The 25,600-nt window shown below is 45.3% G+C and carries 22 protein-coding genes; 3 read left to right on the top strand and 19 right to left on the bottom strand.

The features are described 5' to 3' along the window. Position 1: 1 nt before the first annotated feature. From QY309_05240 to QY309_05155, 18 genes are read right to left on the bottom strand one after another with little or no spacing between them, the layout of a single operon-like run. On the bottom strand, positions 2–3,649 hold the full coding sequence (locus QY309_05240; GenBank protein ID WKZ60887.1) for a HAMP domain-containing sensor histidine kinase: 3,648 nt from the start codon (positions 3,647–3,649) through the stop codon (positions 2–4). 22 nt (positions 3,650–3,671) lie between these two features. Beyond that, positions 3,672–4,049, bottom strand: coding sequence for a DUF983 domain-containing protein (locus tag QY309_05235; GenBank protein ID WKZ60886.1), 378 nt, complete (start codon positions 4,047–4,049; stop codon positions 3,672–3,674). After that, a complete protein-coding gene (locus QY309_05230; protein WKZ60885.1) occupies positions 4,012–4,263 on the bottom strand; it encodes a hypothetical protein in 252 nt (83 codons plus the stop codon). Before QY309_05230 ends, QY309_05235 begins: the two co-directional genes overlap by 38 nt. Beyond that, a complete protein-coding gene (locus QY309_05225) occupies positions 4,260–4,778 on the bottom strand; it encodes a DUF420 domain-containing protein (protein ID WKZ60884.1) in 519 nt (172 codons plus the stop codon). Before QY309_05225 ends, QY309_05230 begins: the two co-directional genes overlap by 4 nt. Beyond that, positions 4,778–5,287, bottom strand: a complete 510-nt coding sequence (locus QY309_05220; protein ID WKZ60883.1) for a hypothetical protein — start codon at positions 5,285–5,287, stop codon at positions 4,778–4,780. The genes QY309_05225 and QY309_05220 overlap by 1 nt, the downstream gene beginning before the upstream one ends. A 56-nt stretch (positions 5,288–5,343) precedes the next feature. Further along, positions 5,344–5,676, bottom strand: coding sequence for a cytochrome C oxidase subunit IV family protein (locus QY309_05215; protein ID WKZ60882.1), 333 nt, complete (start codon positions 5,674–5,676; stop codon positions 5,344–5,346). A 27-nt stretch (positions 5,677–5,703) separates the two neighbouring features. Then, positions 5,704–6,456, bottom strand: a complete 753-nt coding sequence (locus QY309_05210) for a cytochrome c oxidase subunit 3 (protein ID WKZ60881.1) — start codon at positions 6,454–6,456, stop codon at positions 5,704–5,706. A 21-nt stretch (positions 6,457–6,477) separates the two neighbouring features. After that, the gene (locus QY309_05205; GenBank protein WKZ60880.1) at positions 6,478–7,071 is read right to left on the bottom strand and encodes a cytochrome c oxidase subunit 3; all 594 of its coding nucleotides are present in this window, start codon (positions 7,069–7,071) and stop codon (positions 6,478–6,480) included. A gap of 14 nt (positions 7,072–7,085) precedes the next feature. Next, positions 7,086–7,982, bottom strand: a complete 897-nt coding sequence (cyoE, locus tag QY309_05200; protein ID WKZ60879.1) for a heme o synthase — start codon at positions 7,980–7,982, stop codon at positions 7,086–7,088. A 3-nt stretch (positions 7,983–7,985) separates the two neighbouring features. Continuing rightward, positions 7,986–9,002 carry a COX15/CtaA family protein gene (locus QY309_05195; protein WKZ60878.1) on the bottom strand — a complete coding sequence of 339 codons (1,017 nt, stop codon included), beginning with the start codon at positions 9,000–9,002 and terminating at the stop codon, positions 7,986–7,988. 54 nt (positions 9,003–9,056) lie between these two features. Next, positions 9,057–10,934: a cbb3-type cytochrome c oxidase subunit I gene (locus QY309_05190; protein WKZ60877.1), complete on the bottom strand. Its 1,878-nt coding sequence runs from the start codon at positions 10,932–10,934 to the stop codon at positions 9,057–9,059. A gap of 13 nt (positions 10,935–10,947) precedes the next feature. Continuing rightward, the gene (locus QY309_05185) at positions 10,948–12,036 is read right to left on the bottom strand and encodes a cytochrome c oxidase subunit II (protein ID WKZ60876.1); all 1,089 of its coding nucleotides are present in this window, start codon (positions 12,034–12,036) and stop codon (positions 10,948–10,950) included. A 12-nt stretch (positions 12,037–12,048) separates the two neighbouring features. Continuing rightward, a complete protein-coding gene (locus QY309_05180; protein WKZ60875.1) occupies positions 12,049–13,431 on the bottom strand; it encodes a quinol:cytochrome C oxidoreductase in 1,383 nt (460 codons plus the stop codon). Between the two features lie 35 nt (positions 13,432–13,466). Beyond that, positions 13,467–14,132 carry a cytochrome c gene (locus tag QY309_05175; GenBank protein ID WKZ60874.1) on the bottom strand — a complete coding sequence of 222 codons (666 nt, stop codon included), beginning with the start codon at positions 14,130–14,132 and terminating at the stop codon, positions 13,467–13,469. A 9-nt stretch (positions 14,133–14,141) separates the two neighbouring features. After that, positions 14,142–14,672, bottom strand: a complete 531-nt coding sequence (locus QY309_05170; protein ID WKZ60873.1) for a DUF3341 domain-containing protein — start codon at positions 14,670–14,672, stop codon at positions 14,142–14,144. A 3-nt stretch (positions 14,673–14,675) separates the two neighbouring features. Continuing rightward, entirely contained in the window at positions 14,676–16,046 is a 1,371-nt protein-coding gene (nrfD, locus tag QY309_05165; GenBank protein ID WKZ60872.1) for a polysulfide reductase NrfD, read from the bottom strand. Between the two features lie 28 nt (positions 16,047–16,074). After that, the gene (locus tag QY309_05160) at positions 16,075–19,170 is read right to left on the bottom strand and encodes a TAT-variant-translocated molybdopterin oxidoreductase (protein WKZ60871.1); all 3,096 of its coding nucleotides are present in this window, start codon (positions 19,168–19,170) and stop codon (positions 16,075–16,077) included. Between the two features lie 51 nt (positions 19,171–19,221). Further along, positions 19,222–20,481: a c-type cytochrome gene (locus QY309_05155; protein WKZ60870.1), complete on the bottom strand. Its 1,260-nt coding sequence runs from the start codon at positions 20,479–20,481 to the stop codon at positions 19,222–19,224. Positions 20,482–20,690: 209 nt separating this feature from the next. Here QY309_05155 and QY309_05150 point away from each other — a divergent pair, with 209 nt between their 5' ends. After that, complete coding sequence (locus tag QY309_05150) at positions 20,691–21,257, top strand: hypothetical protein (protein WKZ60869.1); 567 nt, start codon at positions 20,691–20,693, stop codon at positions 21,255–21,257. Here QY309_05150 and QY309_05145 read toward each other — a convergent pair. Further along, positions 21,254–22,036 carry a TIGR02757 family protein gene (locus QY309_05145; protein ID WKZ60868.1) on the bottom strand — a complete coding sequence of 261 codons (783 nt, stop codon included), beginning with the start codon at positions 22,034–22,036 and terminating at the stop codon, positions 21,254–21,256. The genes QY309_05150 and QY309_05145 overlap by 4 nt on opposite strands. Positions 22,037–22,120: 84 nt before the next feature. Between QY309_05145 and QY309_05140 the strand changes: the two genes are divergently transcribed. Both QY309_05140 and QY309_05135 read left to right on the top strand, forming a co-directional pair. After that, positions 22,121–23,806 (top strand): Na/Pi symporter, encoded by a 1,686-nt coding sequence (locus tag QY309_05140; protein ID WKZ60867.1) that lies wholly within the window; start codon positions 22,121–22,123, stop codon positions 23,804–23,806. Positions 23,807–23,903: 97 nt separating this feature from the next. Further along, on the top strand, positions 23,904–25,592 hold the full coding sequence (locus tag QY309_05135) for an NADH-ubiquinone oxidoreductase-F iron-sulfur binding region domain-containing protein (GenBank protein WKZ60866.1): 1,689 nt from the start codon (positions 23,904–23,906) through the stop codon (positions 25,590–25,592). Positions 25,593–25,600 lie beyond the last annotated feature (8 nt).

Here is a 25,600-nt window from a genome sequence, read left to right as displayed (position 1 = left end):
CTTATTCATTAATGGGTAATTCAATATAAAACACGGTGCCTCTTCCCTGGCTTGATTCAAAATAAATACTGCCGCCCATCTGCTCTATGCCCTGCTTGGCAATGGCCAGTCCCAATCCCGAACCAGATTTTTTTGTACTGAAGTGCGGCAAAAATATTTTATCCTGAAGCTGCGCATCGATTCCGGTTCCGTTATCCGTTACTGACAATACAATGCGATTGTCCTTTCGGGTAACAGCAACAACCACCTGCAGGTCAACATGCTCGCGCTTTGCTTGTAAACTGTTCAGCAGAATATTGGATATAATCCGTTGCAACAATTGTTGATCGGCTTGAATCCAGGCAGACTGAACTTCTGATTTAAACGAAACCGAAATGGTGGCCGTATGTAATTGAATGACGCTCCGAACCAACTCGATCAACTCAACCTTACGCATAACCGGCTCAGGCATTTTAGCAAACGTACTGAATGAAGAAGCGATTCCATCCAACGTATCCACCTGCGATAATAACGAGGCGATGGTTCGTTTAATTTTCTCTGCCATTTTGGGGTCTGACTCCTGTATCCGCTCTGCCTGTTGCAGCATGAGTTTCATGGGCGTCAGTGGATTTTTAATTTCGTGTGCTACCTGTTGCGCAATCTCGCGCCACGCGCGCTCACGTTGATTTCTTTCCAATTCCTGCTTACTGTCGCTCAGGCTGGCCAACATTTGGTTATACTCCCGAACCATGATTCCAATTTCATCATCAGATGACCACTCCATGGGCTGGTTAGATTGCGTCAAAGAAATCCGACCGAGTTTTTGGGTAATCATACGTAGCGGAAAAGTCAGCCACCGCGATACCCAGTAAGAAATAATAATCAACACCACAAAAATGGCCGTGAAAATGGAGAGGATATTAGCCAATACGGTAATCTGCATCCGCTCCAACAGGTATGCCGATTGATAAAATGGAATGCCAATTACCCCAATCAGGGAACCATCAAGCGGAGAATTCAATGCCGAATAGGCCACAAAGTACCGGAGTGATCCCACCTGCTCATCCATCGTAAATACACGCTCACCCTGCCGAATGCGTTTTAGCGCCAGGGGGTTAATAAAAGGCGCAAGCAATTGATTCTCAAATACCAGGTTTTGTGTAGTAAAACGAAGTCGCCCTTCGGCTGTAAACAGGTTGGCATCCAGACTGGCCAGCTTTGAAAGCTGAATAAAATTCTGCTCGCTGACTGATTCACCAGCCTGCTCATATTCCATAAAAAGATTACTGACTTCTGACGAGAAGTTTCGGGACTTCACTTCATATTCATTACTGAGTTGTTGCTGATTCGATAGTGCAGTTAGCCCGAGCGTTATCACACTTACGGTAATGAGTGGAATAAAAAATGCGAGGTTGAGGATAAGTTGTATACGTGTAGCCAACAATGGCTTTTCATGTCGAACGTAATCCGCCAGACCAATAATGACCAGTAAAACCAGCAATACAAAAAGCCCGAGGATGATTAAAAATGAAAAATCAGCTACCCGATAAATCAATGAGGGTGTAGGTGATGACACCACAATGCTTCGTCCGGTCGCATCGCGTGTGGCGGTGTGAAGAAATCCGGATTGGACGATCCCTTCTTTGAACAAGGCTTGTTGATCAAGCACGGAGGCAAACCCTGCCCGGTAATTAAATTCTCCCGATTGAACCTGAATTTCATCCTTATTCCAAATGGCATAACTGAATTCCTGCGCCCGGAACATCTCCTGAAAACGGTTGTCAACCAACAGCTCCGGGTAAACACTGTTTGGAATAACCCGCTTCAGCAATAGCTCAAGTACAATATAGCCTGCGCTGAACTCGCTTCGTTTAATCGGTATAACAGCCAGGTACTTTCGGGCAGATTCATTGTCGGGTCGGTTTATAAAATAAATACCTTCATACGTTGTGCGCAATGCCTCCCGGTCAAACTCCGAAAGCAAGGATGAGAAATTCTGGGGCCGTGATTCATTCAACGATTCACCATTGGTGCCATACAAGTAAATACCTACATTGTATTTATTGAAATATCCAGGTATAAATACTTGCCTGACCTTCTGTTTTACAGCCTCACGATTTGTAAAAGGGCCAGATAATCGGGATTGAATGAAGAAATCGGCTGCTATTTTCTCCATCGCTTCAGCCAATAAAAATTCACCAAAGTCATCCCGCTCAATTAAGAACGAATTCGCAAATCGGAATTGCTGCTGTGCACGTTCACCAATATTAAAATGATATAAACCCACCAGGCTGGAGGCTGAGAAGAAACCAAGGGCAACAAAAAAATAGGTAAACGTTTGATAGCGGAAAGGCCTTAGGCTTTGGTGTAATTTGAAATAAATAATTATCCCCACATAAGCGATGGTGAGGAATAATACGGGTAAATAATCCTGCCCGGTAGCTTCATTGATTAAAACAAAAATCAAAACACCAATGCCACTCGCAATTATTAATCTTACCCGTTTGGCCTCCAGCAGAAACAAGCGCGCAAACAATTGAATAAAAACAAATGCACTGATCCATGAAAGAATGACAGCCAGAAAAGAAAGTATCCGTAACAAATCGAAGGAAATGGATTCAGAAATATTCAGCGTGATGGCTGAATTATTATAGATTGTTTGAATCACCACAAACGGAAACAAACCACTGAACAGAATAACAACAGGTGCCAGCACCAACATCAGCAAATTCATGCCCGATGAATTCAGCTCCAGGAGTTTCCGCTTCATCCGTTGGGTATATGCTGCGAGTAAAAAACAGAGGATTGTTACCGTGACAGAATTCAATACCAGGTCGCCTAACGAAGGATTAAGTTCAGAGGACGCAAAAAACTTGGGATCGAACACCTCCGAAAAAATAAAATCACCAGGAAATTTGCCGAGGATCATAAACAGGCGCAGCAGCACCAACCCACCTGCAATAACTAGCAAGCCTCTTCCTGATCCTTTTAGTAAGGTGGTTTGAACCCGAATTAACAACCACACAAACACAGCAATAGCCAATACTATCAATGATACGCCTGCAAATCGAAAACCTGCATTAATGCCCGATCCCTCCAAAAACGTGCAACGAAAAAGAACCTTGTCGTTTAGTATCACCGGTTCCCCGGTGGCCGCATTCGGGTCAAAAATCGTTACTCGGTAATTTCCAAATAGTGATTCATTCCACCAGGGTTGCAGGTATTCATTCTGAATGGGATATTGTATATCCAACGGAATGATCGCCAACAGGGAAGCATGCTCCGTCCATGTCCATTTTTTAATTATAAAATCACCCGCTGACGTGCGTAGGTGCCGTATTGAAAAATCATCTTGCGAAAAACGAACAGGTGGCAAAAAATGATTGCCCGTCCATTGAATAAATTCCTGATCAGCCAGTATACAAAAATCGGTAAGGCCGACCGGTGTAAGCTCCACAACAGGGCCGTTACTCCATTGCTCCTTCCAGGTAACATTCAGTTCATCAAGTTGTGCAATGTGTTGTTCGAGGCGGTTTGCAATGTGAGGTGTTATGTGCTTTGCCTCAAGGGGGTTATCTGAAAGAGATAGTACCCAAGTGCCGATTAAGGTCAGCACAACTACGCTAATTAAAAGGGATAACTCGGTTTTAAACTTCGAAAGAAGCTGCATCCGATAAAGTTAAGAAATAACCCTAATCGCGGTAACGGGAATCGTATTTGATTCCACCAAACAAATAGAGATAAATGATTCGGGAATACCGGTAATTGAGTGGAGCGATGAGCAACATCACGGCAATGGATATTCCAACATAGGTCCATTCGGATGGATCCCAAAGCAGGTATAACAAGACACCAATAACAGCGATACATGCTACGGTTATGCCATACCCCACATACATGGCTCCCTGGTAAAATCCGGGTTCGGGTTCAAGCCTGATGCCGCAGTGCGGACAGGTTTCATTCATCACCATAAACCGACTGAGATTGGCAGGAGAATAAGTAAACATGTTGCCTTTACGGCATTGCGGACATTTACCCTGCAGCAGGGCCTTGCTGTAACTTTCTGGCATTCCTACTGTGCTTATACCAAACATACCCCAACACCATAATGGCCAGGTAGGGTAAACTTAACAGGTAAAGTATACCGGTATTCAAACCGGCTGCTATACCCACATCACCGCTACTCACATTTACTTCCAACTGGGTGCGACACATAGCACACTGTGCCCATGTGGCCGTACCAACCAGAAAAAATACCATCACTAAAATTAATCGCTTCATCATGAAGGGTAGTATGGACTGATAATCAAATATACAATGACGCCCGTTATAGCTACATATAACCACAACGGAAACGTGTACCGGGCCAAAGCCTTGTGTTTTTCAAAGTTGCCAGCCAAAGCACGACCCAGGGTAAACAATACTATCGGGATAACAATAACCGAGAGTAAAATGTGCGTGATCAGGATAAAAAAATACACATACCGGATAACCCCCTCCCCACCATACGAGGTTGAATCGCTGGTCATGTGATATAAGACATACATAACCAGAAAAGCAGCCGATAGTCCCAGGCAGATTTTCATCAGGCGCTCATGAAGTGCTCTTTTTCCGTTTCTTATTGCCCACACAGCCACGACCAGCAAGATGGCGGTAAGGCCATTAATGGATGCATAAATGGGTGGTAAAAAGGTAAAATCGTACCCATCAATCTTTACCCGAAACAACACAGCCACTACAATGGGTATAATTACCGATATGGCAATGATAAGTTTGCGATAAGGTTCGTGTTGCCTCATTAGTATTTCTTTAGGATTATTCTGGCTTCAACCAGAAGCCGGTCAATTTCCTCCCGGTTTTCTGCCTGGTAAATACCCCGTATTCTTCTTTGCTTATCAACAAGCAACAAGTCATAAGGTTCGTTCATGAAGAAATAACACGTGCGCAATTGCTTCAAACTGTCGGCTGAAATCCCTGAAACGGAGGCAATTTTAACTTCAGTAGGTGTAAAATCCTCCCGAAGTCGATCTTCAAATGCATTACGTTGCCCATCGCTTCCTACCACAATCAATGTCAAACTATCAACGGTTGATCCGCCTAAGCCCGCAACTAATTCAGCAGGTAAATAATATTGGCCTTGTGGAAATTCCGGGCACCCGCCAACAACAGGTGGGCCTTCTGCAAATAAGGGTTCTACCTGAAACTCATTCTTTCCGAAAAACTTAAGGAAAACAAAAATCAGCACGGGCAACGCCAGCGCCAGAATCAATAAAATAAGTTTAACACCCTTCATTTCAGAAATCACCAAAAAAGAAAGGCTTAAGTTGTTTGCTTAAGCCCTTCAACTGTTTTTAAAAGTTTTGCTTAACGCACCAAACCAATTTGAATGCCTTCATACACAAATGCCACCAGCATCCACACCACAAATACCATTGGAATCAAGATTGACCACAACAACACCTTTGCCTCATAGCGCAAGTGCATGAATTCACCCACAATGTAAGCGGCTTTCACAATGGTCATCAAAATAAAAGTCCACACGCGAAGATCTTTATACTCATGTGGAACCAAGAAGGCTACCGCAAATTCAAGGAGTGTTACCAAACCTAAAATTCCAGCCACTGTCCAGAGTTTTTTAATCTTAGCGGTATCCGGAGGAAGTACGGTTACTTGTGGAGTTTCTTCAATATGCGCCATGAGCTATAAGGAATTAATCGTTTTGAATTATACCAAGTAAAAGAATGTGAACACAAATACCCACACCAGGTCTACAAAGTGCCAATACAGACCAACCTTCTCCACCATTTCATAATGTCCACGTCTTTCGTAAACGCCTGTAACGGTATTGTAGTAAATCAGGAAGTTCAGCATCACTCCGCTAAACACGTGAAAACCGTGAAAGCCCGTGATGAAGAAAAAGAACGCTGCAAAATCCGGAGGACCGTACTGGTTGATCGACAAGTTCGCTCCGAAAATTTTTGTTCCGTCAGCCAATAAACTACCCCCATCGGTTCCATGAATAAAGTGGCTCCACTCCCACGCCTGACAGCTTAAGAATGTAAATCCACCAATGATTGTCCAGAGCATCCACTTTTCAACTGCACGTCTGTCCATGCGGTGACCGGCTTCAACCGCCAATACCATGGTAACAGAACTCATAATCAGGATGAACGTCATCAACCCCACGAAAACAAGCGGAGCATTCAGTCCATGGAAGAACGGCACGGCTTCAAAAACCTTTTCCGGGATTGGCCAGTATGCCTGTGAGAACACAAAATCTTCAACCGCTCCGGTATACTCCGGGTGTGAAGAACGCACCAGGCCGTAGGTGATCAACAACGCGGAAAAAGTAAAGGCATCCGAAAGCAGGAAGAACCACATCATGAGTTTGCCATAACTGGCGTTCATCGGAGAAACTCCGCCATCCCATGCTGATTTTCCGGGCGCTGGTACGGTTACGGTTGAGGTGCTTGCCATGGTATAAAAACAGGTTTTTGTTTAAGGATTCAATATTAAGAATATGAACAAATATAGCCAAAGTCCGCCCAAAAAATGCCAATAGGTGGCGCACATTTCGAGCTGATTCATGCTTTTGGAATGGACATTAAACCTGAAGGTATTTACCCACACAATCAGCACAAAAACAAGTCCGCTGACCACGTGTAATCCGTGGGCCCACGGAAAAAGCCACAGGAAAGAATGGGATACATTACTGCCTGAAAAGTACTGGTTTAACTCAACCATTTGGCCGTATGCAAGGTACTGTCCTACTAAAAATGCAATACCCAACATGAAGGATACACCCAGCGCTATTTTTAGCTGATCAATATTATCGCGCTTTGCCGAGCGAATTGCCCAGATCATGGAAATACTGCTCAAGGCTACGATAATCGTATTTACCTGAAATATCTGAGGCAAAATAATTTCAGCCCAACCCGCATCGGCACGCTTCACCAGGTAGGCACTCGTCCATGCACCAAACAACATCACCACGCTAATCATAAAAAGCCACAGCGCGAACTTTTTTGGGTTCATCGCCAACGGCCTCTTCGCTTCTTCTACAATTCGTAAATCTTTAATGTCACTGCTCATAACGCTCCCCTCTTTTAAAGTTTATCCATTAGATATGCAATCTGCACAATGGGCAGATAGAAAAACGATCCAAACATAATGCGCAACGCGCTGGCACGACTTCCGGTGCGCATCAATGAAAAAGTCTGCGCCAGGAATAGCACACCGCAAACCGTAACCACTACGGCAGAGTCAATACCGGTTATTCCAAATTTTGCCGGCAACAAACCTAACGGCAACAGGAATAACGTGTAAATCATGATCTGCACCGCGGTGTTAAAATCTTTCTTACCTCCGAAGGGAAGCAACTTAAATCCAGCCTTCTTATAGTCATCATCAGCTATCCAAGCAATTGCCCAGAAGTGTGGAAACTGCCAGATGAATTGAATACCGAAAATGATTAGTGCTTCATGAGAAATCTGACCAGTTGCAGCAACCCAACCCAAAAGTGGTGGCAATGCACCCGGAATGGCACCCACAAATACAGCAACTGAACCTACTCGCTTCAGCGGAGTGTACACAAAGCTGTATAAGATCATAGAGATCACCGACAGACCAACAGTTAACAGATTTGTGTACTGCATGAGTATGCCGATACTCAGCACAAAACAGATGGCTGCAAAAACAAGCGCTTCCTGAACTGACAACCTTCCGGTGGGCAGGGGCCTGTTCATAGTGCGGGTCATCAACTTGTCGAGATCACGCTCAATCACCTGGTTGATGGCAATGGATGAACCGGAAAGCAAAAAGCCTCCGATAAAAAGCATTGATAATGTACTCCAGTCGATAACCGGTGAAGCCAGGGTAAACCCAAATGCGCACGAGAAGGCCACCAACAAGGACAACCTGAATTTTAGCAACTCCCAATAGGCTTTAGCCTTGAAGAGTATCCATTGCAAACCGCTTAATGTATCGAGTTGACTGGTGATCATGCGTTATGATAACACGGGTTTAATTGTTCTGTTTAATTGCAGTGCCAGGTAAAATTCCACACCAAATGTGAGGGTTGCCAGCAGCAAATGAACCGGCTGAAGGAATGGCGGAACCGCAAAATAGGCCATCCCCATGCCACTCAAAATGGTGCCCAAAATTAACAGGAATAACGGTAGAACGAAACCCCGGGTAGGCTCACTTTTCCACAGATTTCTAAGCAAAACAGCATGAAAAATCAATATTACCCATGAAAATGAGCGGTGTATTATAAAGGTTATCCCGAGGGCCGAAATCCACTCGCTCCGGTCGCTTAATTGATTCGCCACTTCATCAACCACCTCACGCACCCGGGTACCCAAAAAGATCTGAACAAACACCAGAAACAAACACCCCAACAACCATGGTACGATACCCTGAACGGTAAATGAATTTCCTCCACGCGCCTTATGTACGAGATAAATAAGCAGGGCAACGATTACCATGGCAAGAAACATATGTACAGTGATGGTCCATGGCGTTAGGTTTGTTGAAACCACAATGGAGCCAATCCATCCCTGAAACCCAACCAACACAAATGTAAATCCGGACAGCCAGGTCAGCTTTCTATCAGATTTCCAAAACCGAATCGAATAAACGAACACAGCAAAAATCAAAAAGCCGATAGCCACGCCCACCAATCGATTCACATATTCAATCCAGGTTTTCACCGGATTGAAATCAGCCTCCTCTCGAATGTTCTCATCCGTTAAAATCTGGTTTGCTGTCTTTTCGAAACCTAATGCTGTAAGGTAACGGGCAAAACGCACATTTTTCTCATGGCGGTATTCCGAATAAAACTCCTTGTAATCGGCAGGCAATTGCTCAACGGATGTAGGCGGCACCCACTGCCCAAAACATTTTGGCCAATCCGGGCAGCCCATACCCGCTCCGGTACTGCGGACAACTCCGCCTACCAGAATCAAAATATAAACAGCAACGAGTGTAGAGAGGCTTAACCGATAAAAACCGCGGTGACCCATACGTGGTAAAACAAACAAGGTTAGCCTTTTGACTAACCTTGTTCGCTGTAGTGATTAGTGCTTATTTCCTTCAACAACAATGGCATCTCCGTTGGAGCTTTCCAACTTGATCAACTCATTTTCGTGAGGCAGGTTGGACTCAGGTGTTTCTGAGAACGGAACTGTTTGCGGAATAAAGTCTTCCTTAGCGTTAGGCTTGCTGTAATCGTAAGGCCAACGGTAAACAGCCGGGATTTCACCAGGCCAGTTGCCGTGCCCAGGATTGCGCGGTGTAGTCCACTCCAATGTGGTGGAGTTCCACGGGTTTGCAGGTGCAGGTCTTCCACGGAACATGCTGTAGAAGAAGTTGAACAGGAATATAAACTGTGCTGACAATGTCAGGATAGCAGCGATACTTACCAACGCATTCAAATCTGTGAAACCGCTAAAGGTTTCAAAGTTGGTGAATGAATAATACCTTCTTGGGAATCCGGCAATACCGATGTAGTGCATGGGGAAAAACACCATGTAAACACCCACAAACGTTACCCAGAAGTGAATGTAACCCAGTTTCTCATTCATCATACGGCCAAACATTTTCGGATACCAGTGGTAAATACCTGCCAGCATACCAAAGAATGAAGCACTACCCATTACCAGGTGGAAGTGTGCCACCACAAAGTAGGTATCGTGCAATTGAATGTCGATGGCTGAGTTACCGAGAAATATACCGGTAATACCGCCTGTTAAGAAGAATGAAACCAGACCAATGGAGAACAGCATGCCGGAGGTAAACCGGATGTTCCCTTTCCACAGCGTAGTTACGTAGTTAAAGATCTTCACAGCTGAAGGCACAGCAATAATCAGCGTTAACAGCATGAAAATGGAACCGAGGAACGGATTCATACCGGTAACGAACATGTGGTGCGCCCACACAATGAATGAAAGTATCGCAATGAATAGCATGGAACCAATCATCGCCTTGTAACCAAAAATTGGCTTACGCGAATTGGTGGCAATAATCTCAGAAGTGATACCCAAAGCAGGTAACAATACGATATACACTTCGGGGTGACCGAGGAACCAGAACAAGTGCTGGAACAGAATCGGGCTACCGCCTACGTTAGAAAGTGCTTCACCACCAATATAAATATCTGACAAGAAGAAACTTGTACCGAAGCTACGATCAAAAATCAACAACAAGGCCGCTGCAAACAATACAGGGAAAGACAATAAACCAATGATGGCGGTAAAGAAAAATGCCCAGATGGTAAGCGGCATACGTGTAAATGACATACCACGTGTACGCATATTGATTACCGTGGTGATGTAGTTAATACCACCCAGCAACGTACTCACAATAAACAAGGCCATGGACGTTAACCAAAGCGTCATACCCAGACCAGATCCCTGGATAGCCTGCGGCAATGCACTCAATGGCGGATAGACGGTCCAACCTCCACCGGCAGGGCCTGTTTCAATAAAGAAAGAACTCAGCATGATCACGCTTGAGAGGAAGAAGAACCAATACGAAAGCATGTTCATGAAACCGGATGCCATATCACGGGCACCGATTTGCAAGGGAATTAAGAAGTTGGAAAATGTTCCGCTCAATCCGGCTGTCAACACGAAGAACACCATGATGGTACCGTGCATCGTTACCAATGCGAGATAGAACTCAGGGTCAATTTTTCCTTCTGGTGTAATCCAACCACCTAATAGCGGACGCATCCACTCCAGGCTCATTTCAGGAAAACCAAGTTGCAAACGGAATATCACGGAGAGTGTTCCCCCGAACAACGCCCAGAAAATACCCGTGATCAGGAATTGCTTGGCAATTACCTTGTGGTCCTGACTGAAAATGTAGTTCGTCCAAAAATTACCTTCATGATGCTCGTGCTCATGATCATCGTGGTGAACGTCAGTGTGTGTGTGAATATGTGTTGTTGCCATGTCTTGTTAAGTCTTAGTTCGAACCAACTGCTGTTCCAAAATCTCCTTGCATGAATTTTAATCCTGCCTCAGCCGGAATACCCGCTTTGATCATAGCCGACTCACGCAAGCCTGCCGGCACATTTTTTAAATAATCAGGATTTTGGCTTAACCAGGTCTCCTGCTCCGCTTTCCATTTTGCAAAATCTTCTTCGCTGTGTACGATCACGTTCATCTTCATCGAGAAGTGACCTTTTCCGCAAATCTCTGTACAGGCGAGCTCGTAGTTAAACTCCGGATTACCGGTTTCCTCACGCATCTCTTCGGTTGTTTTGGTAGCCAGAAATTTAAACTGTGTTGGCATACCGGGTACGGCATCCATCTTCACGCGGAAGTGCGGAAGGAATACACTGTGCAACACATCTTTTGCACGAATCTTCAAGAGTACTTCTTTTCCTTTTGGCAGGTGAAGTTCCAGTGACTTAAAATCATCGAATGTTTTGTTATCGGTTAAGTCCAAACCGAATTCGTTGATCGCATCAATTTTTTGGTAATGATAATCACCCAAAACGGCATCCTTACCAGGATAGCGTGCTGTCCATGCAAATTGCTGGGCAATTACTTCAATTACCTCCGCATTTTCGCTTGCCGGAGAGGTAATATCATTCCATGCGCGTAGACCTGTAAAAATCAACAAGGCCAAAACAATCGCAGGAATAATCGTCCAGGCCAATTCGAGGTAATGGTTGTCTGGATAAAATTTAGCTTTTCTGCCCTCTTTGTATTGGTACTGATATAAGAACACAAACTTGATAATACTGATAATCACAAAGGCCACTACCGTTACCGCCATTGTGATCCAGAACAAGGTATCCGTCCACGCACCATGCTCAGAAGCAACAGGCAGCGTGTACGAATCAAAGTGAGCATAGGAGTACCAGAAGAAGCCTCCCAAACCAAACACCATAAACAGGATGAAGAGCATGGCATTTAGACCATTGCTGCTGTCTACCTCAGTCTCTTTCTTGCTTTTGGCTACGCTAACCAGTGTACTGATTCTGAAAATCAGATACAGGATCATCAGAACCAAAACAACACCAAGAACTACAATCAAAGTCGTCATAATGCTTTCAAATTAAATGTGGTGATGGAGACTTTCTTCTAACAGGGGATGATTCTTACCGAACAGAGGCATCTTCGATAAGCTGTTCAGTGTAATCCACAAGAAAGCAGCCATAAAGATTAAACCGGTTCCGATTTCTAAAAATCCTAACCCACCGTTGTTCTGCATTACACCAGGTGTAACCATGTTGTAAAAATCAAACCAATGCCCTACAATCACAATCGGACAAACCACTTTCAGCATAGATAAATGCCGCTTGGCGTCTCTTGTCATCAATAACAAAAACGGTAATACAAAGTTTAGGATCAGGTTGGTGTAAAATATCCAGCTATACGGACTGGTTTTCATCCGTTCAATAAAGTACACAGTTTCTTCCGGGATGTTCGCGTAGTAGATCAACAAAAACTGACCGAACCAGATGTACGTCCAGAAAATAGAAAACGCAAATACAAATTTTCCAAGATCATGGAGGTGGTTAGCGTTTACTACTTTCAAATAACCAGCATCTTTCAGATACACAACGATAAGCGTAATCATAGCCAAAGCCGTTACCCACCAGCTGGCAAATACATACCAACCAAACATGGTGCTGAACCAGTGTGTGTCAATACTCATTACCCAATCCCAGGCAGCAACTGATGAACTTACTGCGAAGAACACCAGGAACCAGGCAGAGATGCTTCTGTTCTTAAACCAATACTTTGTATCCGCTTCCAGATCTTCGGCCAGCATGTTCTTCTTGATCATCAGGAAGAACCAATACCACATGCCAAAGAAAATGATCATACGGGCGATGTAGAAAATAGGAAACCCACCGGCTTTACCTGGCCAGAAAAAGTAAGGTGCCTTACCATCAATAATTTCATCATAACCCGGGTTGGGTTGTGTTTTAGCCTCATCAACATACTCACCATATAAGGAGCTATGTGTCCAATGAAAAATATCGTGGTTGGTTACAAACCATAGCACAACGGTTACGGCAAAGGCAACTAAAATCCAGTGGCCCATAGCCAGCGGTATACGTTTAATGCCTGACGACCATCCGGCTTGCGCAGCATACTGAATCGCAACAAAGAACAACCCGATAATACCAAGGCCTACGAAGTAGATGTTATTCATCCACAGAGTTGTGTACAAACGCTTCACCCAGGTTGCTGATCCATGATGCTCCCCTTCCTCAGCACCCTCGCTGGCCGCAGCTGCATCCGCACTGGCTACCAGTTGTTCTGTGGCTACGTGTCCATGCCCTCCTGCATGATCATCATGTCCGCCACGCTGAGCCATAAAAAGCCCAAAAACAAACATGATTACTCCAGCCCCGAGCAACCAAAAGATTTTCTTTTTTGCTTCCTGGGTAAAGACAAATTTCTCTTCCACTATTGTTGAATGACCCATGTTGTATTCAGTTAACCCTGTTGTGCTTTGTTAAATTATTTCTGCAATGTTTTTACGTAATGTGCAACTTTCCAACGATCCTCCTGGCTCATCTGCGAACCATGTGGTGCCATCAAACCTTTACCCATGGTAATCACATGGAAGATGTGGCCCTCCGTAATGTTTTTATAGGCATCGCCTTTCAAGTTAGCCACACCTGCGTATAGACCACGCTCCACACCGTCAACGGTTACACCAGTAGCTACCTTGCCATCGCCTTCACCTTTTGCCCCGTGGCAGTGCTGGCAATACATGGTGTATAATGCTTTTCCGTCTGCCAATAAAGCAGCATCCACAGAGTCATACGGACTCTTCAATTTCGCAGCAATCTCTAAACTGTCTTTGTGCAGGCGATAAGGAAGAAAACCCATCTTATTGCGACTTACCGTATTTGGTGGTGGTAATCGCAAGTTCATCTTAAATGGATTCAGGTTGTTGGAGTTGTAGAACTCGGCATGACCATCTTCATACTCAATAGAGGTCAACCAACGCCCTTCATCCGGGTTGGTAATTTGGGTATACGGTTCGTAGGCTACGGAATGGTACATGTTTGGAGCGTACTCCAAACCGGGATTGTCGCCACCGGCTTTACAGCCTGCCAGCAACACCGCCACGATTAACCCGATAAATAATGATGCAGTTACTCTCATGGTATTCTTCATCGTACGATATTATTCAAAGCTTTTTTCGTTCACTTCAATAGCGCCACTTTCGGTAAGCAAGCGCTTCAATTCTTCTTTGCTCCTGCCTCCGTTTGCAGCCAGATCAACGGCCATCACGTGCATGTCTTCCGTGCTGCGAAGGTCAAACTGACGTGGCCATTTGTAAGGCTTCATATCACTTACAATCATGAAAGTTCCCACCATACCCAACGCGGCAAGCAATACGGTTAACTCAAACGTTACTGGTATGAAGGGCGGCAGAGAAGCAAAGTTTTTACCACCAATAATCATGGGCCAGTCGTAACCCAGCATCCAGATTTGCATGAGCAACGCAAGGCTTGTACCTGTCATACCAAAAAGGAATGCGGCAATCGGTAATCTCGACTTCTTATACCCTAAGGCTTCATCAATGCCGTGCACCGGAAACGGGGAGTACACTTCCTGGATTTTAACTCCACTGGAACGCACCTTCTTGATGCCGTCCAGCAGCACATCCTCATCATTGAAAATTCCTACTACAAAATGCTTATCTGCATCCATGACTTATTGTTTTTCAGAAGTTGTCTTGATAATACTTTTCACTTCGGCCATGTTGATTACCGGGAAGAACTTCGCAAACAGGAAGAACGCGGTAAAGAAAATACCGAACGTAAACACATACTGTCCTACATCGTACCAGGTTGGGTAGAACATGGTCCAGCTTGATGGAATGTAATCGCGGTGCAGAGACGTAACGATAATCACGAAACGCTCGAACCACATACCAATGTTCACAATGATGGAGAGTACAAACGTAGCCACAATGCTGGTTCTGATTTTCTTGATCCAGAACAATTGAGGCGAGATCACATTACACGTCATCATCGACCAGTATGCCCAGGCATACGGACCAACCACACGGTTATAGAAGGCATAACCTTCATACGGTACGCGTGAATACCAGGAGATGAATAATTCGGTGATGTATGCGATACCCACAATCGACCCCGTGATGATGATGATGATGTTCATCAACTCAATGTGGTAGATGGTGATGTAATCTTCGAGTTTGAAAACTTTTCGGGTTACCAATAGCAGCGTTAACACCATGGCGAATCCGGAGAAGATCGCACCCGCAACGAAGTATGGCGGGAAGATGGTAGTGTGCCAACCGGGAATTACCGATGTAGCAAAGTCCATGGATACGATCGTGTGCACGGAAAGTACCAGGGGTGTTGAAAGACCAGCCAGAATCAGGGCAACAGATTCGTAACGCATCCACGTTTTTGCTCCGCCCTGCCAGCCAAAGCTGAGGGCATTGTAAACTGTAGCGCGAATTTTATTTCCCTGCACAACGGCACGGTCGCGGATCACCGCAAAATCAGGAATAAGACCGATGTACCAGAATACCAATGAAACGGTGAAGTAAGTCGAAATGGCGAACACGTCCCACAACAACGGTGAGTTAAAGTTTACCCATAGTGAACCGAATGTGTTGGGAAGTGGCAATGCCCAGTAAAATCCTAACCACAAGCGGCCCATGTGGAAGCCAGGGAAACTGGCCGCACAGATAACCGCGAAGATCGTCATCGCTTCTGCCGCACGGTTAATGGACATTCTCCAGCGCTGACGGAACAGCAACAAGATAGCCGAGATCAGTGTACCTGCATGACCGATACCAACCCACCATACGAAGTTGGTGATATCCCACGCCCAACCTACCGTTTTGTTTAGGCCCCACACCCCGATGCCGTGCCAAAGCAACATGCCGCAAGCGTATGCGCCCCAGGCGAGCAAGGCAAGTGAAATTGCCATTGCCATCCACCAGAGTTTGGTTGGTTTGCCTTCCACCTGCCGGCTGATATCGTGCGAAACATCCTTAATGGTTTTACCACCGGTTACCAGGGGTTCGCGAACTGCTGAAGTTACTGCCATAGTATTTTACTTCTCTCGTTTATCGTTATTATGCGTTTGCTGAATCTTTGTTGCGTACTTTGGTGAGGTACCAGATGTTCGGCTTCACCCCTACTTCTTCCAGTACCTGGTAAGCACGCGGGTTGCCAGTTATCTTATCGATACCGAAAGGCTTCTCCGGATTAGCAGGAGAAATCTTCAACAGCTTGCTGATGCGGCTTTCTGGATCGTTCACATCACCAAATACAATCGCTCCGGTTGAACAGGAAGCCTGGCAAGCGGTAACCACTTCACCATCCTTAAGCGGCCTTCTTTCTTTCTTGGCCTGAAGTTTTCCGTTTTGAATGCGCTGTACGCAGAAGGAACACTTCTCCATTACACCGCGTGAACGTACGGTTACATCCGGGTTCAACACCATCTTACCCAAATCGGTGTTCATGGCCGGGTTCACATTTTCAAACTGGCGGTTATCGTGATACTTGAACCAGTTGAAACGTCTTACTTTATACGGACAGTTGTTGGCACAATAGCGTGTACCGATACAACGGTTGTACGTCATTTGATTTAATCCTTCTGTGCTGTGGGTGGTAGCGGCCACCGGACACACCGTTTCGCAAGGTGCGTTGTTACAGTGCTGGCACAACATGGGCTGGAATACCACCTCAGGGTTTTCGGCTGCCTCTTCCAGGCCGCGTACATCATGCACTTTCGCATCGCTGCTGTAGTAGCGGTCGATACGCAACCAGTGCATTTCCCTGCGGTTGATTACTTCTTCACGACCAACCAGTGACACGTTGTTTTCAACGTTACACGCTACCACACAGGCTCCACAACCGATACATGTGTTCAGGTCGATGGCCATACCCCAGTGGTGGTTCTTGTATTCGTGGCCTTTCCACATAGAAAGTTCGCCCGGAGCAACTTTATGCTCTGGATCTTTCCAGGTTGCCACCTTAGGCTGGAACTCGCGCTTCCAATCTGCCTTTGAGAATTTATTCAAGGTAGTTTCCTGCACAACCGTTTGACGGGCCATGTAGGTTTGGTGCGTTTGTGTGGTAGCAATCTGGTAACGTTCACCAGTAGCTTGCAACGTGGCACCGCCCACGCTATAGCTGAGCGATCCATTCACCATGCCAATGAGTGGATAAACATTCGTACCGATTCCATCGGCCACTTTACCGGCTTTGGTACGGCCGTATCCTAACGGAATACCGATTGTACCCGGAGTTTGACCAGGTTGAACGAGTACCGGAAGTTTAACCGGTTCCTTTCCGTTGATGGAGATAGTGTAATATTCTGTTTTCGCTTCCTTGAAGTTGATGTTCTTTGCATCGGCAGGTGCTACGGTTACATAGTGTTCCCAAACCGCTTTTGTAATCGGATCTGGAAGTTCCTGCAACAGCGGGTTATTGGCTTGTGAGCCGTTACCAACTGTTCCGTTTTCAAATACAAATACTTCAAAGCCATCACCTGTTTTGTAGGTTGAGGCGATAGCAGATGCAGCCGCGGCTACATCGCCAGCAAAAGAAACAGCAGATTCTTCTACCGGTAGTTCCAGTACACCGTTATACAGGCACTGATCCCACCAGGTCTGAAAATTGCCTGATTTGTAGAACCAGTTCTTCCAGTTATTCTTTACTACTTCGAAATAATCAACATTTGTTTCACCCGCCCAGATAAGGAAACTCTCCTGCGCTGCACGCGATTTGAAAATCGGGGTGATGGCAGGTTGTGCCAGGCTGTAATGATTCTTTTTAGGCTCGGCATCATTCCACGCTTCGAGGAAGTGGTGATCCGGAGCAATGTAATCAACAAGCGCAGCGGTTTCATCTTCTTTATAAGAAGTAGCAATCTTCACCTGAACTTTGCTCAAACCAGCCTCCAGTTGCGCACCCATCGGGTGATCGTAAACCGGATTACAGTTGTAGAAGATTACACCGGCAACACTGCCTGCATTAACCTCTTTAACAAAATCGGCCATAGCCTGATCATTACCTTGACGGTAATTCACAGGAACGTTCGGAAGGATGGTTGATCCGTAGCTTCCCAATAAATCGTTGATGGCGTTTACCACAACCTGAACCGACTTATCATTTGATCCGGCAACTACGAGTGCATTACCACGGCTGTTCCACAAATCTTCAGCGGCTTTCGCCAGATAAGGTTTATCTACCCCACCGCTGATGGTTGATCTTCCGGCTTTTGAAGCCAATAAATTATATAACTGAACAACCACAGCGCCTTCTTCCGAAGGTTTGATCTGTGTGCGGTAGTCAGCATTTGCGCCAGCCAATGACATACCGGTTTCGAACTGGTAGTGGCGCGACATATCTTTTTTATTCTCCCCTACTTCGCGGGTAGCGGCATACTGCTTGGTGAACTCAACAGGCGATAGCCATGAGGTAAGGAAATCAGCTGCAACGCTTACGATCACTTTTGCCTTGCTGAAATCGTAGGAAGGAATCATGGCCGTGCCAAATGATTCTTCGTTGGCTTTCAACATGCCGTAATGCGAGCTCTGATCGTACTGAACGTGTTGTGTAGTTGGGTATTTCGTTTTGAACTTCTCGATAACCGCCTTCGTGCTGGGGCTAAGAATTGAGTTACTTACAATTACAATCTTACCGTTGCTCAGGCTGATGCCACGCAACTTGTCGGTAATCTCCATATCCAGTTCATCCCAGGTGGCCTTGCGGTTTTCACCGAGACGTGGGAAACGGAGACGGGCGTTATCATAAAGCGAAAGAACAGAGGCTTCAACCTGTGCGCTGGTACCGCCTTTTGAAACACTTGAAAGAGAGTTGCCTTCAATTTTGATCGGGCGACCTTCGCGGGTTTTCACTACAATGCTGCAATAATCACCACCATTGGTATAGGTGGAAGCATAGTAGTTGGCCACACTTGGGGTGGAGTCCTCAGGCTTATTAACATACGGAATTGCTTTACGAATAGGCGCTTCGCAGGCAGCCAACGAAACCGCGGCTACACCGAAACCCATCATCTTCAAGAAATCCCTGCGGGAATGGCCAAGATCTTCCTCCGGTCCGGGAGCAAACTCGTTGTGGGCATGCTTCACAAACTCGGGATCATTACTGAGTTGCTCAAGGCCTTTCCAGTATATCTTCTTCGTAGATTCTTTCTCCATAATATGTATTAAAGCGAAGTCTGACTTAAGGTACGGTTATTCAATTCTATATTAATAGTGGCACTTGGCACATTCCAAACCACCAATGTCTTCCACCTTCATCGGTTCCTTGCTGGCATTGTTGTGCAGTTCAACCAACTTGTCGTAGTACGCGCTGCCTTTAGTGTTCACATCGGTCTTGCGATGGCAGTCGATACACCAGCCCATAGTTAATAAGGAGTACTGCTTCACCACTTCCATTTCTTCAATCGGGCCATGGCAGGTCTGGCACTCAATGTTACCCACATTTACGTGTTGGGCGTGGTTGAAGTAAGCCAAGTCGGGAAGGTTGTGGATACGCACCCACTCAATTGGTTTCTGATTCGGACCGAAGGTGAGTGTTTCGGGTTGCCAATCGGCAGCAGCCCAAAGTTTCTGAATTTGAGGCGATTCTGTTTTAACGGAGCGGTGGCAGTTCATACAAATATTCACTGAAGGAATAGTGGCGCTCTTGCCCACCATCACGCCCACGTGACAGTATTTACAATCAATTTCGTAAGCACCTGCGTGAAGTTTGTGCGAGAAAGCAATTGGTTGCTTGGGCGCATAGCCCTGCTGAACACCAACAGAGTACAGTGTATTAATCACCCACTTGAAGCCAAGCGAAGCAATAATAAAGATCATAATAAAGCGGAAGCCAGCGCTGCTGGTGATGCTTCCTACGGTATAAGGTGAGTGAACAACTTCTTTATCTTCTTCGGAAAGATCTTTCTGATCAAGGAAACGCTTAAGGGCGGAAACCAGAAACAGCAATACCATTACAAGAAGAGCCAATATCACCAACATCCCGATCAGGATGATATTCAGGTAACCGGCCGGAACACCGGAGCCGGTTCCACCTTCTCCACCCGCAGCTGCCGGAGTTGCGGCAACCGGAGGACCTTTTTCCGTTTCAGCCTTGATATAAGCCAACAGGTTCATCAGTTGATCGTCCTTCAAACCGGTGAAGGCGGTCATCTGCGTTTTGTTGTACTCGTTGTACAGGTTTACTGCGTATTCATCGCCACTGGCAATAACGGCAGCTGAGTTTTTAATGAATGCTTTGATCCAGTCGATAGACGGAGCACGGTCGTAGACATTAGCCAGTGCAGGACCAACTAATTTCTGGTGTACCCGATGGCAGGTTTTACAATTTGCGTTAAAGAGGGATTCCCCATCGGCAATAGCTTCCGGTGTAGTGGGAATTTCCTGTGCGAATGAAAGGGATAACGTAAAAAATAAAACGAGGGTGCTGATGCTTCGGGTGATGGAGTACAGGGATACTTTTATCATGATAGGTTTGTAGTGTCCGGTTTTACATCAAGGTGCACAAATCTACTATCGGAAGTCATTTTTTCAAACTTATTTCAGGTACGGGAAACAATTATTTGAACTGTTTTAATGGGTTTTCTTTGACTGTTAAAACTTCCAGAACCTTGACGAAGAAAAAGCTGAACAAATAATTTAGAATCAATTTAAATTGGTGAAATAATCTGCGAAAAATGACTCCATTTGAATATGTAAGCGTGCTCATTTCCCTGATTTTAGGATTAGGCATTGCGGTGATTCTAACCGGATTGGCGCGCATCATTAAACGGTGGGAATCGGTGGTGCCGTACGGACCGTTCTTTGTCTGGATTGTGCTCGTTTTTGTGTTACACATTCAGGAGTGGTGGGACACCTATCAACTCATGAACTGGTCGACCTGGAGCTTAACCATTTTTCTGTTTGTTATCCTCTATCCTATCTTGTTATTCATCCTGGCCAACTTATTGTTCCCGGTTAAATGGAAAGTACCCCTCGACCTGAAGGCCTACTACTTTTCCATTTGTCCGAAGTTTTTCTTTTTTACGATTTGCCTGACGTTAACGGCCTTGCTGCAAAATGTGTTTTTGTTAGACTACACCCTTTGGGAACAGCCTGTTCAACTAGGCGTCATTGTACTGTTTAGCATTCTGCTGATCGTTAGAACAGAAAAGTCATGGGTACATTATGCCATCGCGCTAGGCTTGCTCCTTATCCTGATCGGCAACCTGATTTTTTCTCCTCAACAACTAGTGGCCCCCTAGAATTTTTCTAGTCCCAACCCGAACAAAGCAAAATCGTACTTCACGGGATCAATGGGGTCCAGCTTACGCAGATTATCGGTTAGCTCAACAGCCATTAGCCAGTCCGTTTGCTTGCGTTTGATCAGGCGCAACTTGCGAGCAACCCGCTCCACATGTACATCGCACGGGCAAATCAATTGGGCCGGCTCAATTTTTTTCCAGATACCAAAATCAACTCCCCTATTATCTGAGCGCACCATCCAACGCAAATACATGTTCAGGCGCTTACAAGCCGACTTGCGTTCAGGGGTAGCGATGTGTTTTTTGGTTCGTACAGGAAAATCCGGGAGGCTAAAGAACAGGTTGTGAAAATTAATGAGTCCCCTTTCTACAGTCTGCTCCCCTGGTGAACCAGAAAATGCATCTTCCAGGGAATTGTGGCGTTGATAATACCACTTCAGAAAGGCAATGAAATAGAGCGCATCCGTAGCGTTGAATGTTCGGTGTCGAAAATCAAGAAATGGTTTCAGGTCATGTTCCTGGTGGTGTAGCATAAAGTTATGCGGATCATGATCCATCCAACCCAACAGCTTGCGACAATTATTAATGATGGTTACGCGCTGCCCCCAAGCCAACGTAGCAGCAAATAACCCGGCAATTTCAACGTCTTGCTTTTTTGAAAACTGATGTGGAATCAGTATCGGATCAAAATCAATGAAACCGGGTTGGTTGTATTGTTCAGCTTTCGCATCCAGCAATTCTTTTAGTTCCAACAGTTTGGTTAATCCGGTTTTCCTCATTGCAGCAAATGAGGCGTTAAGTACTGATAAAGATCACTTTGTTGAAAGTACAAATACCTTAAATTTCTGAAAACAAAATCTGCAATGAGTACCGAGCTCAATTTGGTAGAATTATTAGCCGGTATTGGTATTTTCCTTTTCGGGATGTACCAGTTGGAAGAAGCGTTGAAGCAACTCTCCGGTGGCACCTTCCGAAAACTTCTTCGCAGGTTTACCGAGAACTGGTTTCGTAGCGTGGTGAGCGGAACGGTTGCTACGGCCGTACTTCAAAGTAGCACAGCTGTTTCCTTAATGGTTTTAGCCTTTGCCGGAGCGGGTGTATTGGGCATGGAAAGTGCCATCGGTGTGATTATCGGTTCAAATTTAGGTACCACGCTCACCAGTTGGATTGTGGCCACCCTTGGGTTCAAAGTAAAAATTGAGTTACTAGCATTGCCCTTCATCGGTGTGGGTGGTTTAGGGTTGATCTTTTTTGGAACCTCCGGGCGTGGGGCCAACATCTGCAAATTTTTAGTTGGCTTTGGCTTTCTGTTTATAGGCCTCGATTACATGAAAACCAGTATCGATGGCATTGCCCAGCACTATGACCTGGCTGCATTGAAGCATTATCCCGGAGTCGTGTTTATCCTGATCGGATTTTTACTAACGGCCATCATTCAATCGAGTTCAGCGTCCATGGCTATTATTCTTAGTGCCATTTATTCCGGTGTACTCGCCTTCCCCATGGCTGCGTACATGGTAATTGGTATAAACGTGGGAACAACCCTTACCGTGCTGATCGGGTCGTTGGGGTCGCAAACAATCAAAAAGCGTGTGGCCGTAAGTCATTTGCTATTCAACGTAGTTACGGCTGTAATTGCAATTGTCCTATTTCCATTTCTAATATATCTGATTCAAAAAATCGTCCATCTGGAAAATGATCCGGTAACAGGCATTGCGTTGTTTCATACACTGTTTAATCTGATTGGCGTAATTATTTTCCTGCCCTTCATTGGCTTTTTTACTAACCTGATTGTGCGTGTTATCGGTGAAAAGAAAGTTACCCTTACCCATTACCTGCACACCCTAAAACCCGATGTTACGGAAGCCGGCATTGAAGCCTTGAAAAATGAAATTCGACACCTGGTGGTAGAAGTGATTCGCTATCATTTACGGCTATTGAAACTTACCCGTAGAGAACCCTTTCAATCGTTTTTGAAAAAAGAAGAACCAGCTATCACCAAAGATGTGGCACCTGAGGAGCAATACCAGAATATTAAACTGCTGGAAGCTGAAATCTATACGTTTGCTTCTGGCCTGCAGATGCACGAACTCCGCGATGAGGAAGCGCGCGAATTAAACAAACTCCTGCACGCCACACGCAATGCGGTGGCCTCCGCTAAAATTTTAAAAGACGTACAGCATAACCTGCAGGAAGTCGAGGCATCCGACAATGCAGAAATTGAAAAGCTGATGGTGCACTTCAAGGAAAAGTGGGTCACCATCCACCAGGAATTTATTCGCGTATTGGAAGAAAAAGAAACGAGTACCAACATCAGTATGATTCACGGACTAACCCTTAAAAATAAGGAAGATGATATCGCGTTTACGCAATTGATTACCAACGTTATTGCCTCGCGAAAAATCAACCAGACCGATATACCCACACAGATAACCCTTAACCGTGCGTTTAATATGTCGGTGCGGCAAATGATTCATGCCTTACGGGATTTGTTGTTTACTGAACCAGAAGTAGAGATTGTGGAGAAATTGAGCGAGACGGCCAAGTAAGAATTACGGTGCTTTGGTTAAGCCATCCACCCCACACAGATAAACCACGGGAAAAACGTAAAATATTTGGTACCTTAAAGGTGCATTTCAGGTAATTATGTCAAAGAATTTAAGCTATCTGGCCGGAAGAAAGGGTGTTGATAAAACACTTTTCGAAGAATTGGGTATTGCTGCCGAAACGGGTACACCTTCCATCGAAAAAATGGAAGCCTTGAGAAAGGAATTTCTGGTTGGCAAAGCGAATGTATTTGGTACAGCCACGTTCTATGATTTTCTCAAACCCGAAAATCAAGGTAAGAAAGTATACATCTGCAATGGCAGTGCTTGCCTGTGTGCAGGAACACAACCTGCACTGAAAGAAAAATTACAAAACCATTTCAAGGAAGAAGAAATCGGGGAAATGTGTTGCCTCGGCAGGTGCCACGAGAATTCGGCATTTCACATATCCGGTAAAAATTATTCCGGAAGCGCAATTGACCAACTTGGTGAGATCAAGAAAAACAAAACCGTTATTACTGATCGTTATCACATTGCCTCAACCGGCACACCCATACTCACGCAAAAATTTCCGGGCATACAAGCGTATTACAAAACATTAAAAGATTGTCTTGCAAAACCAATTGACACGCTTCAGGAAGAATTAAAGAAATCCGGACTGCGCGGGCGTGGCGGTGCCGGCTTTCCGATTGCAATCAAACTGGAATCGTGTCGGAATACACCAGCCGAACAGCGCTTCATCGTTTGCAATGCAGATGAAGGCGACCCGGGCGCATATTCCGATCGCTACTTGCTGGAACATCAACCGCACGCGGTGTTGATGGGCATGATCATCGCGGGTTACCTAGCCGATGCTTCAATCGGTGTGCTTTATATCCGGGCAGAGTACCCTGAATCAATTGATGTAATTGAAAAAGCTATACAGGAATTATACAAGCATAATTTTGTTGGCGAAAATATTTTTGACTCCGGTTTCTCATTCAACTTCAAAGTAATCAAAGCACAGGGTGCGTACATCTGCGGAGAGGAAACTGCGCTGCTCTCTTCTATTGAAGGTCAAAGGCCGGAAGTTCGTGTGCGACCACCTTACCCGGCTCAACAGGGGTTGTTTAACTTACCTACTGTAGTCAACAACGTTGAAACGTTAGCCAACCTGCCTTGGATTATGCAAAACGGAGGTGAAGCATTCGCTTCTATTGGTCTGGGGAAATCAACCGGAACAAAATTGATTTCGTTGGATGGCTATTTCAACAAACCCGGTATTTATGAAGTAGACATGGGCACGCCTCTGAGTGTTGTATTAAATGAACTGGGTGGCGGCTTCCGTAAACCCGTTAAGGCCATGCATATTGGTGGGCCCTTGGGTGGATTGGTGCCCGTATCTAAAACCAGCGACCTCACGATAGATTTTGAGTCGTTTGCCAAAAACGGATTCCTTTTGGGGCACGCATCGATTGTCTGCATTCCTGAAGATTTTCCGATTCTATTATATATAGAGCATTTGTTTGAGTTCACGGCACACGAAAGCTGTGGAAAATGTTTCCCGTGCAGGCTTGGCTCAACACGTGGAAAAGAGATGCTTGAAAAAGCCCGAACCAGTGAATACAAAATTGATCGCGCATTGATGGATGATCTATTGGAAACACTCGAGATCGGATCGCTATGCATGCTTGGCGGTGGATTACCACTGCCGGTGAAGAATGCGTTGCACTATTTTGAAGATGAATTGAGTGCATATTTTGAAAGTAACCACAAAGGTCACAAAGAAAATATACACAAAGGACACTAAGTTCCTTG

The sequence above is a fragment of the Cyclobacteriaceae bacterium genome (assembly GCA_030584025.1).
Taxonomy (GTDB): Bacteria; Bacteroidota; Bacteroidia; order Cytophagales; family Cyclobacteriaceae; genus UBA2336.
This window is presented reverse-complemented; position numbering and strand designations above follow the sequence as displayed.

Bases quoted from the DNA above. Each gene is read 5' to 3' on its own strand.
- QY309_05155 (WKZ60870.1), bottom strand. From the start codon at position 20,481: ATGATAAAAGTATCCCTGTACTCCATCACCCGAAGCATCAGCACCCTC.
- QY309_05135 (WKZ60866.1), top strand. From the start codon at position 23,904: ATGTCAAAGAATTTAAGCTATCTGGCCGGAAGAAAGGGTGTTGATAAA.
- QY309_05195 (WKZ60878.1), bottom strand. From the start codon at position 9,002: ATGGGTCACCGCGGTTTTTATCGGTTAAGCCTCTCTACACTCGTTGCT.
- QY309_05185 (WKZ60876.1), bottom strand. From the start codon at position 12,036: ATGACGACTTTGATTGTAGTTCTTGGTGTTGTTTTGGTTCTGATGATC.
- QY309_05190 (WKZ60877.1), bottom strand. From the start codon at position 10,934: ATGGCAACAACACATATTCACACACACACTGACGTTCACCACGATGAT.
- QY309_05215 (WKZ60882.1), bottom strand. From the start codon at position 5,676: ATGGCGCATATTGAAGAAACTCCACAAGTAACCGTACTTCCTCCGGAT.
- QY309_05180 (WKZ60875.1), bottom strand. From the start codon at position 13,431: ATGGGTCATTCAACAATAGTGGAAGAGAAATTTGTCTTTACCCAGGAA.
- QY309_05240 (WKZ60887.1), bottom strand. From the start codon at position 3,649: ATGCAGCTTCTTTCGAAGTTTAAAACCGAGTTATCCCTTTTAATTAGC.
- QY309_05150 (WKZ60869.1), top strand. From the start codon at position 20,691: ATGACTCCATTTGAATATGTAAGCGTGCTCATTTCCCTGATTTTAGGA.
- QY309_05145 (WKZ60868.1), bottom strand. From the start codon at position 22,036: ATGAGGAAAACCGGATTAACCAAACTGTTGGAACTAAAAGAATTGCTG.
- QY309_05170 (WKZ60873.1), bottom strand. From the start codon at position 14,672: ATGGATGCAGATAAGCATTTTGTAGTAGGAATTTTCAATGATGAGGAT.
- QY309_05210 (WKZ60881.1), bottom strand. From the start codon at position 6,456: ATGGCAAGCACCTCAACCGTAACCGTACCAGCGCCCGGAAAATCAGCA.
- QY309_05160 (WKZ60871.1), bottom strand. From the start codon at position 19,170: ATGGAGAAAGAATCTACGAAGAAGATATACTGGAAAGGCCTTGAGCAA.
- QY309_05230 (WKZ60885.1), bottom strand. From the start codon at position 4,263: ATGATGAAGCGATTAATTTTAGTGATGGTATTTTTTCTGGTTGGTACG.
- QY309_05225 (WKZ60884.1), bottom strand. From the start codon at position 4,778: ATGAGGCAACACGAACCTTATCGCAAACTTATCATTGCCATATCGGTA.
- QY309_05235 (WKZ60886.1), bottom strand. From the start codon at position 4,049: ATGCCAGAAAGTTACAGCAAGGCCCTGCTGCAGGGTAAATGTCCGCAA.
- QY309_05205 (WKZ60880.1), bottom strand. From the start codon at position 7,071: ATGAGCAGTGACATTAAAGATTTACGAATTGTAGAAGAAGCGAAGAGG.
- cyoE (WKZ60879.1), bottom strand. From the start codon at position 7,982: ATGATCACCAGTCAACTCGATACATTAAGCGGTTTGCAATGGATACTC.
- QY309_05140 (WKZ60867.1), top strand. From the start codon at position 22,121: ATGAGTACCGAGCTCAATTTGGTAGAATTATTAGCCGGTATTGGTATT.
- nrfD (WKZ60872.1), bottom strand. From the start codon at position 16,046: ATGGCAGTAACTTCAGCAGTTCGCGAACCCCTGGTAACCGGTGGTAAA.
- QY309_05175 (WKZ60874.1), bottom strand. From the start codon at position 14,132: ATGAAGAATACCATGAGAGTAACTGCATCATTATTTATCGGGTTAATC.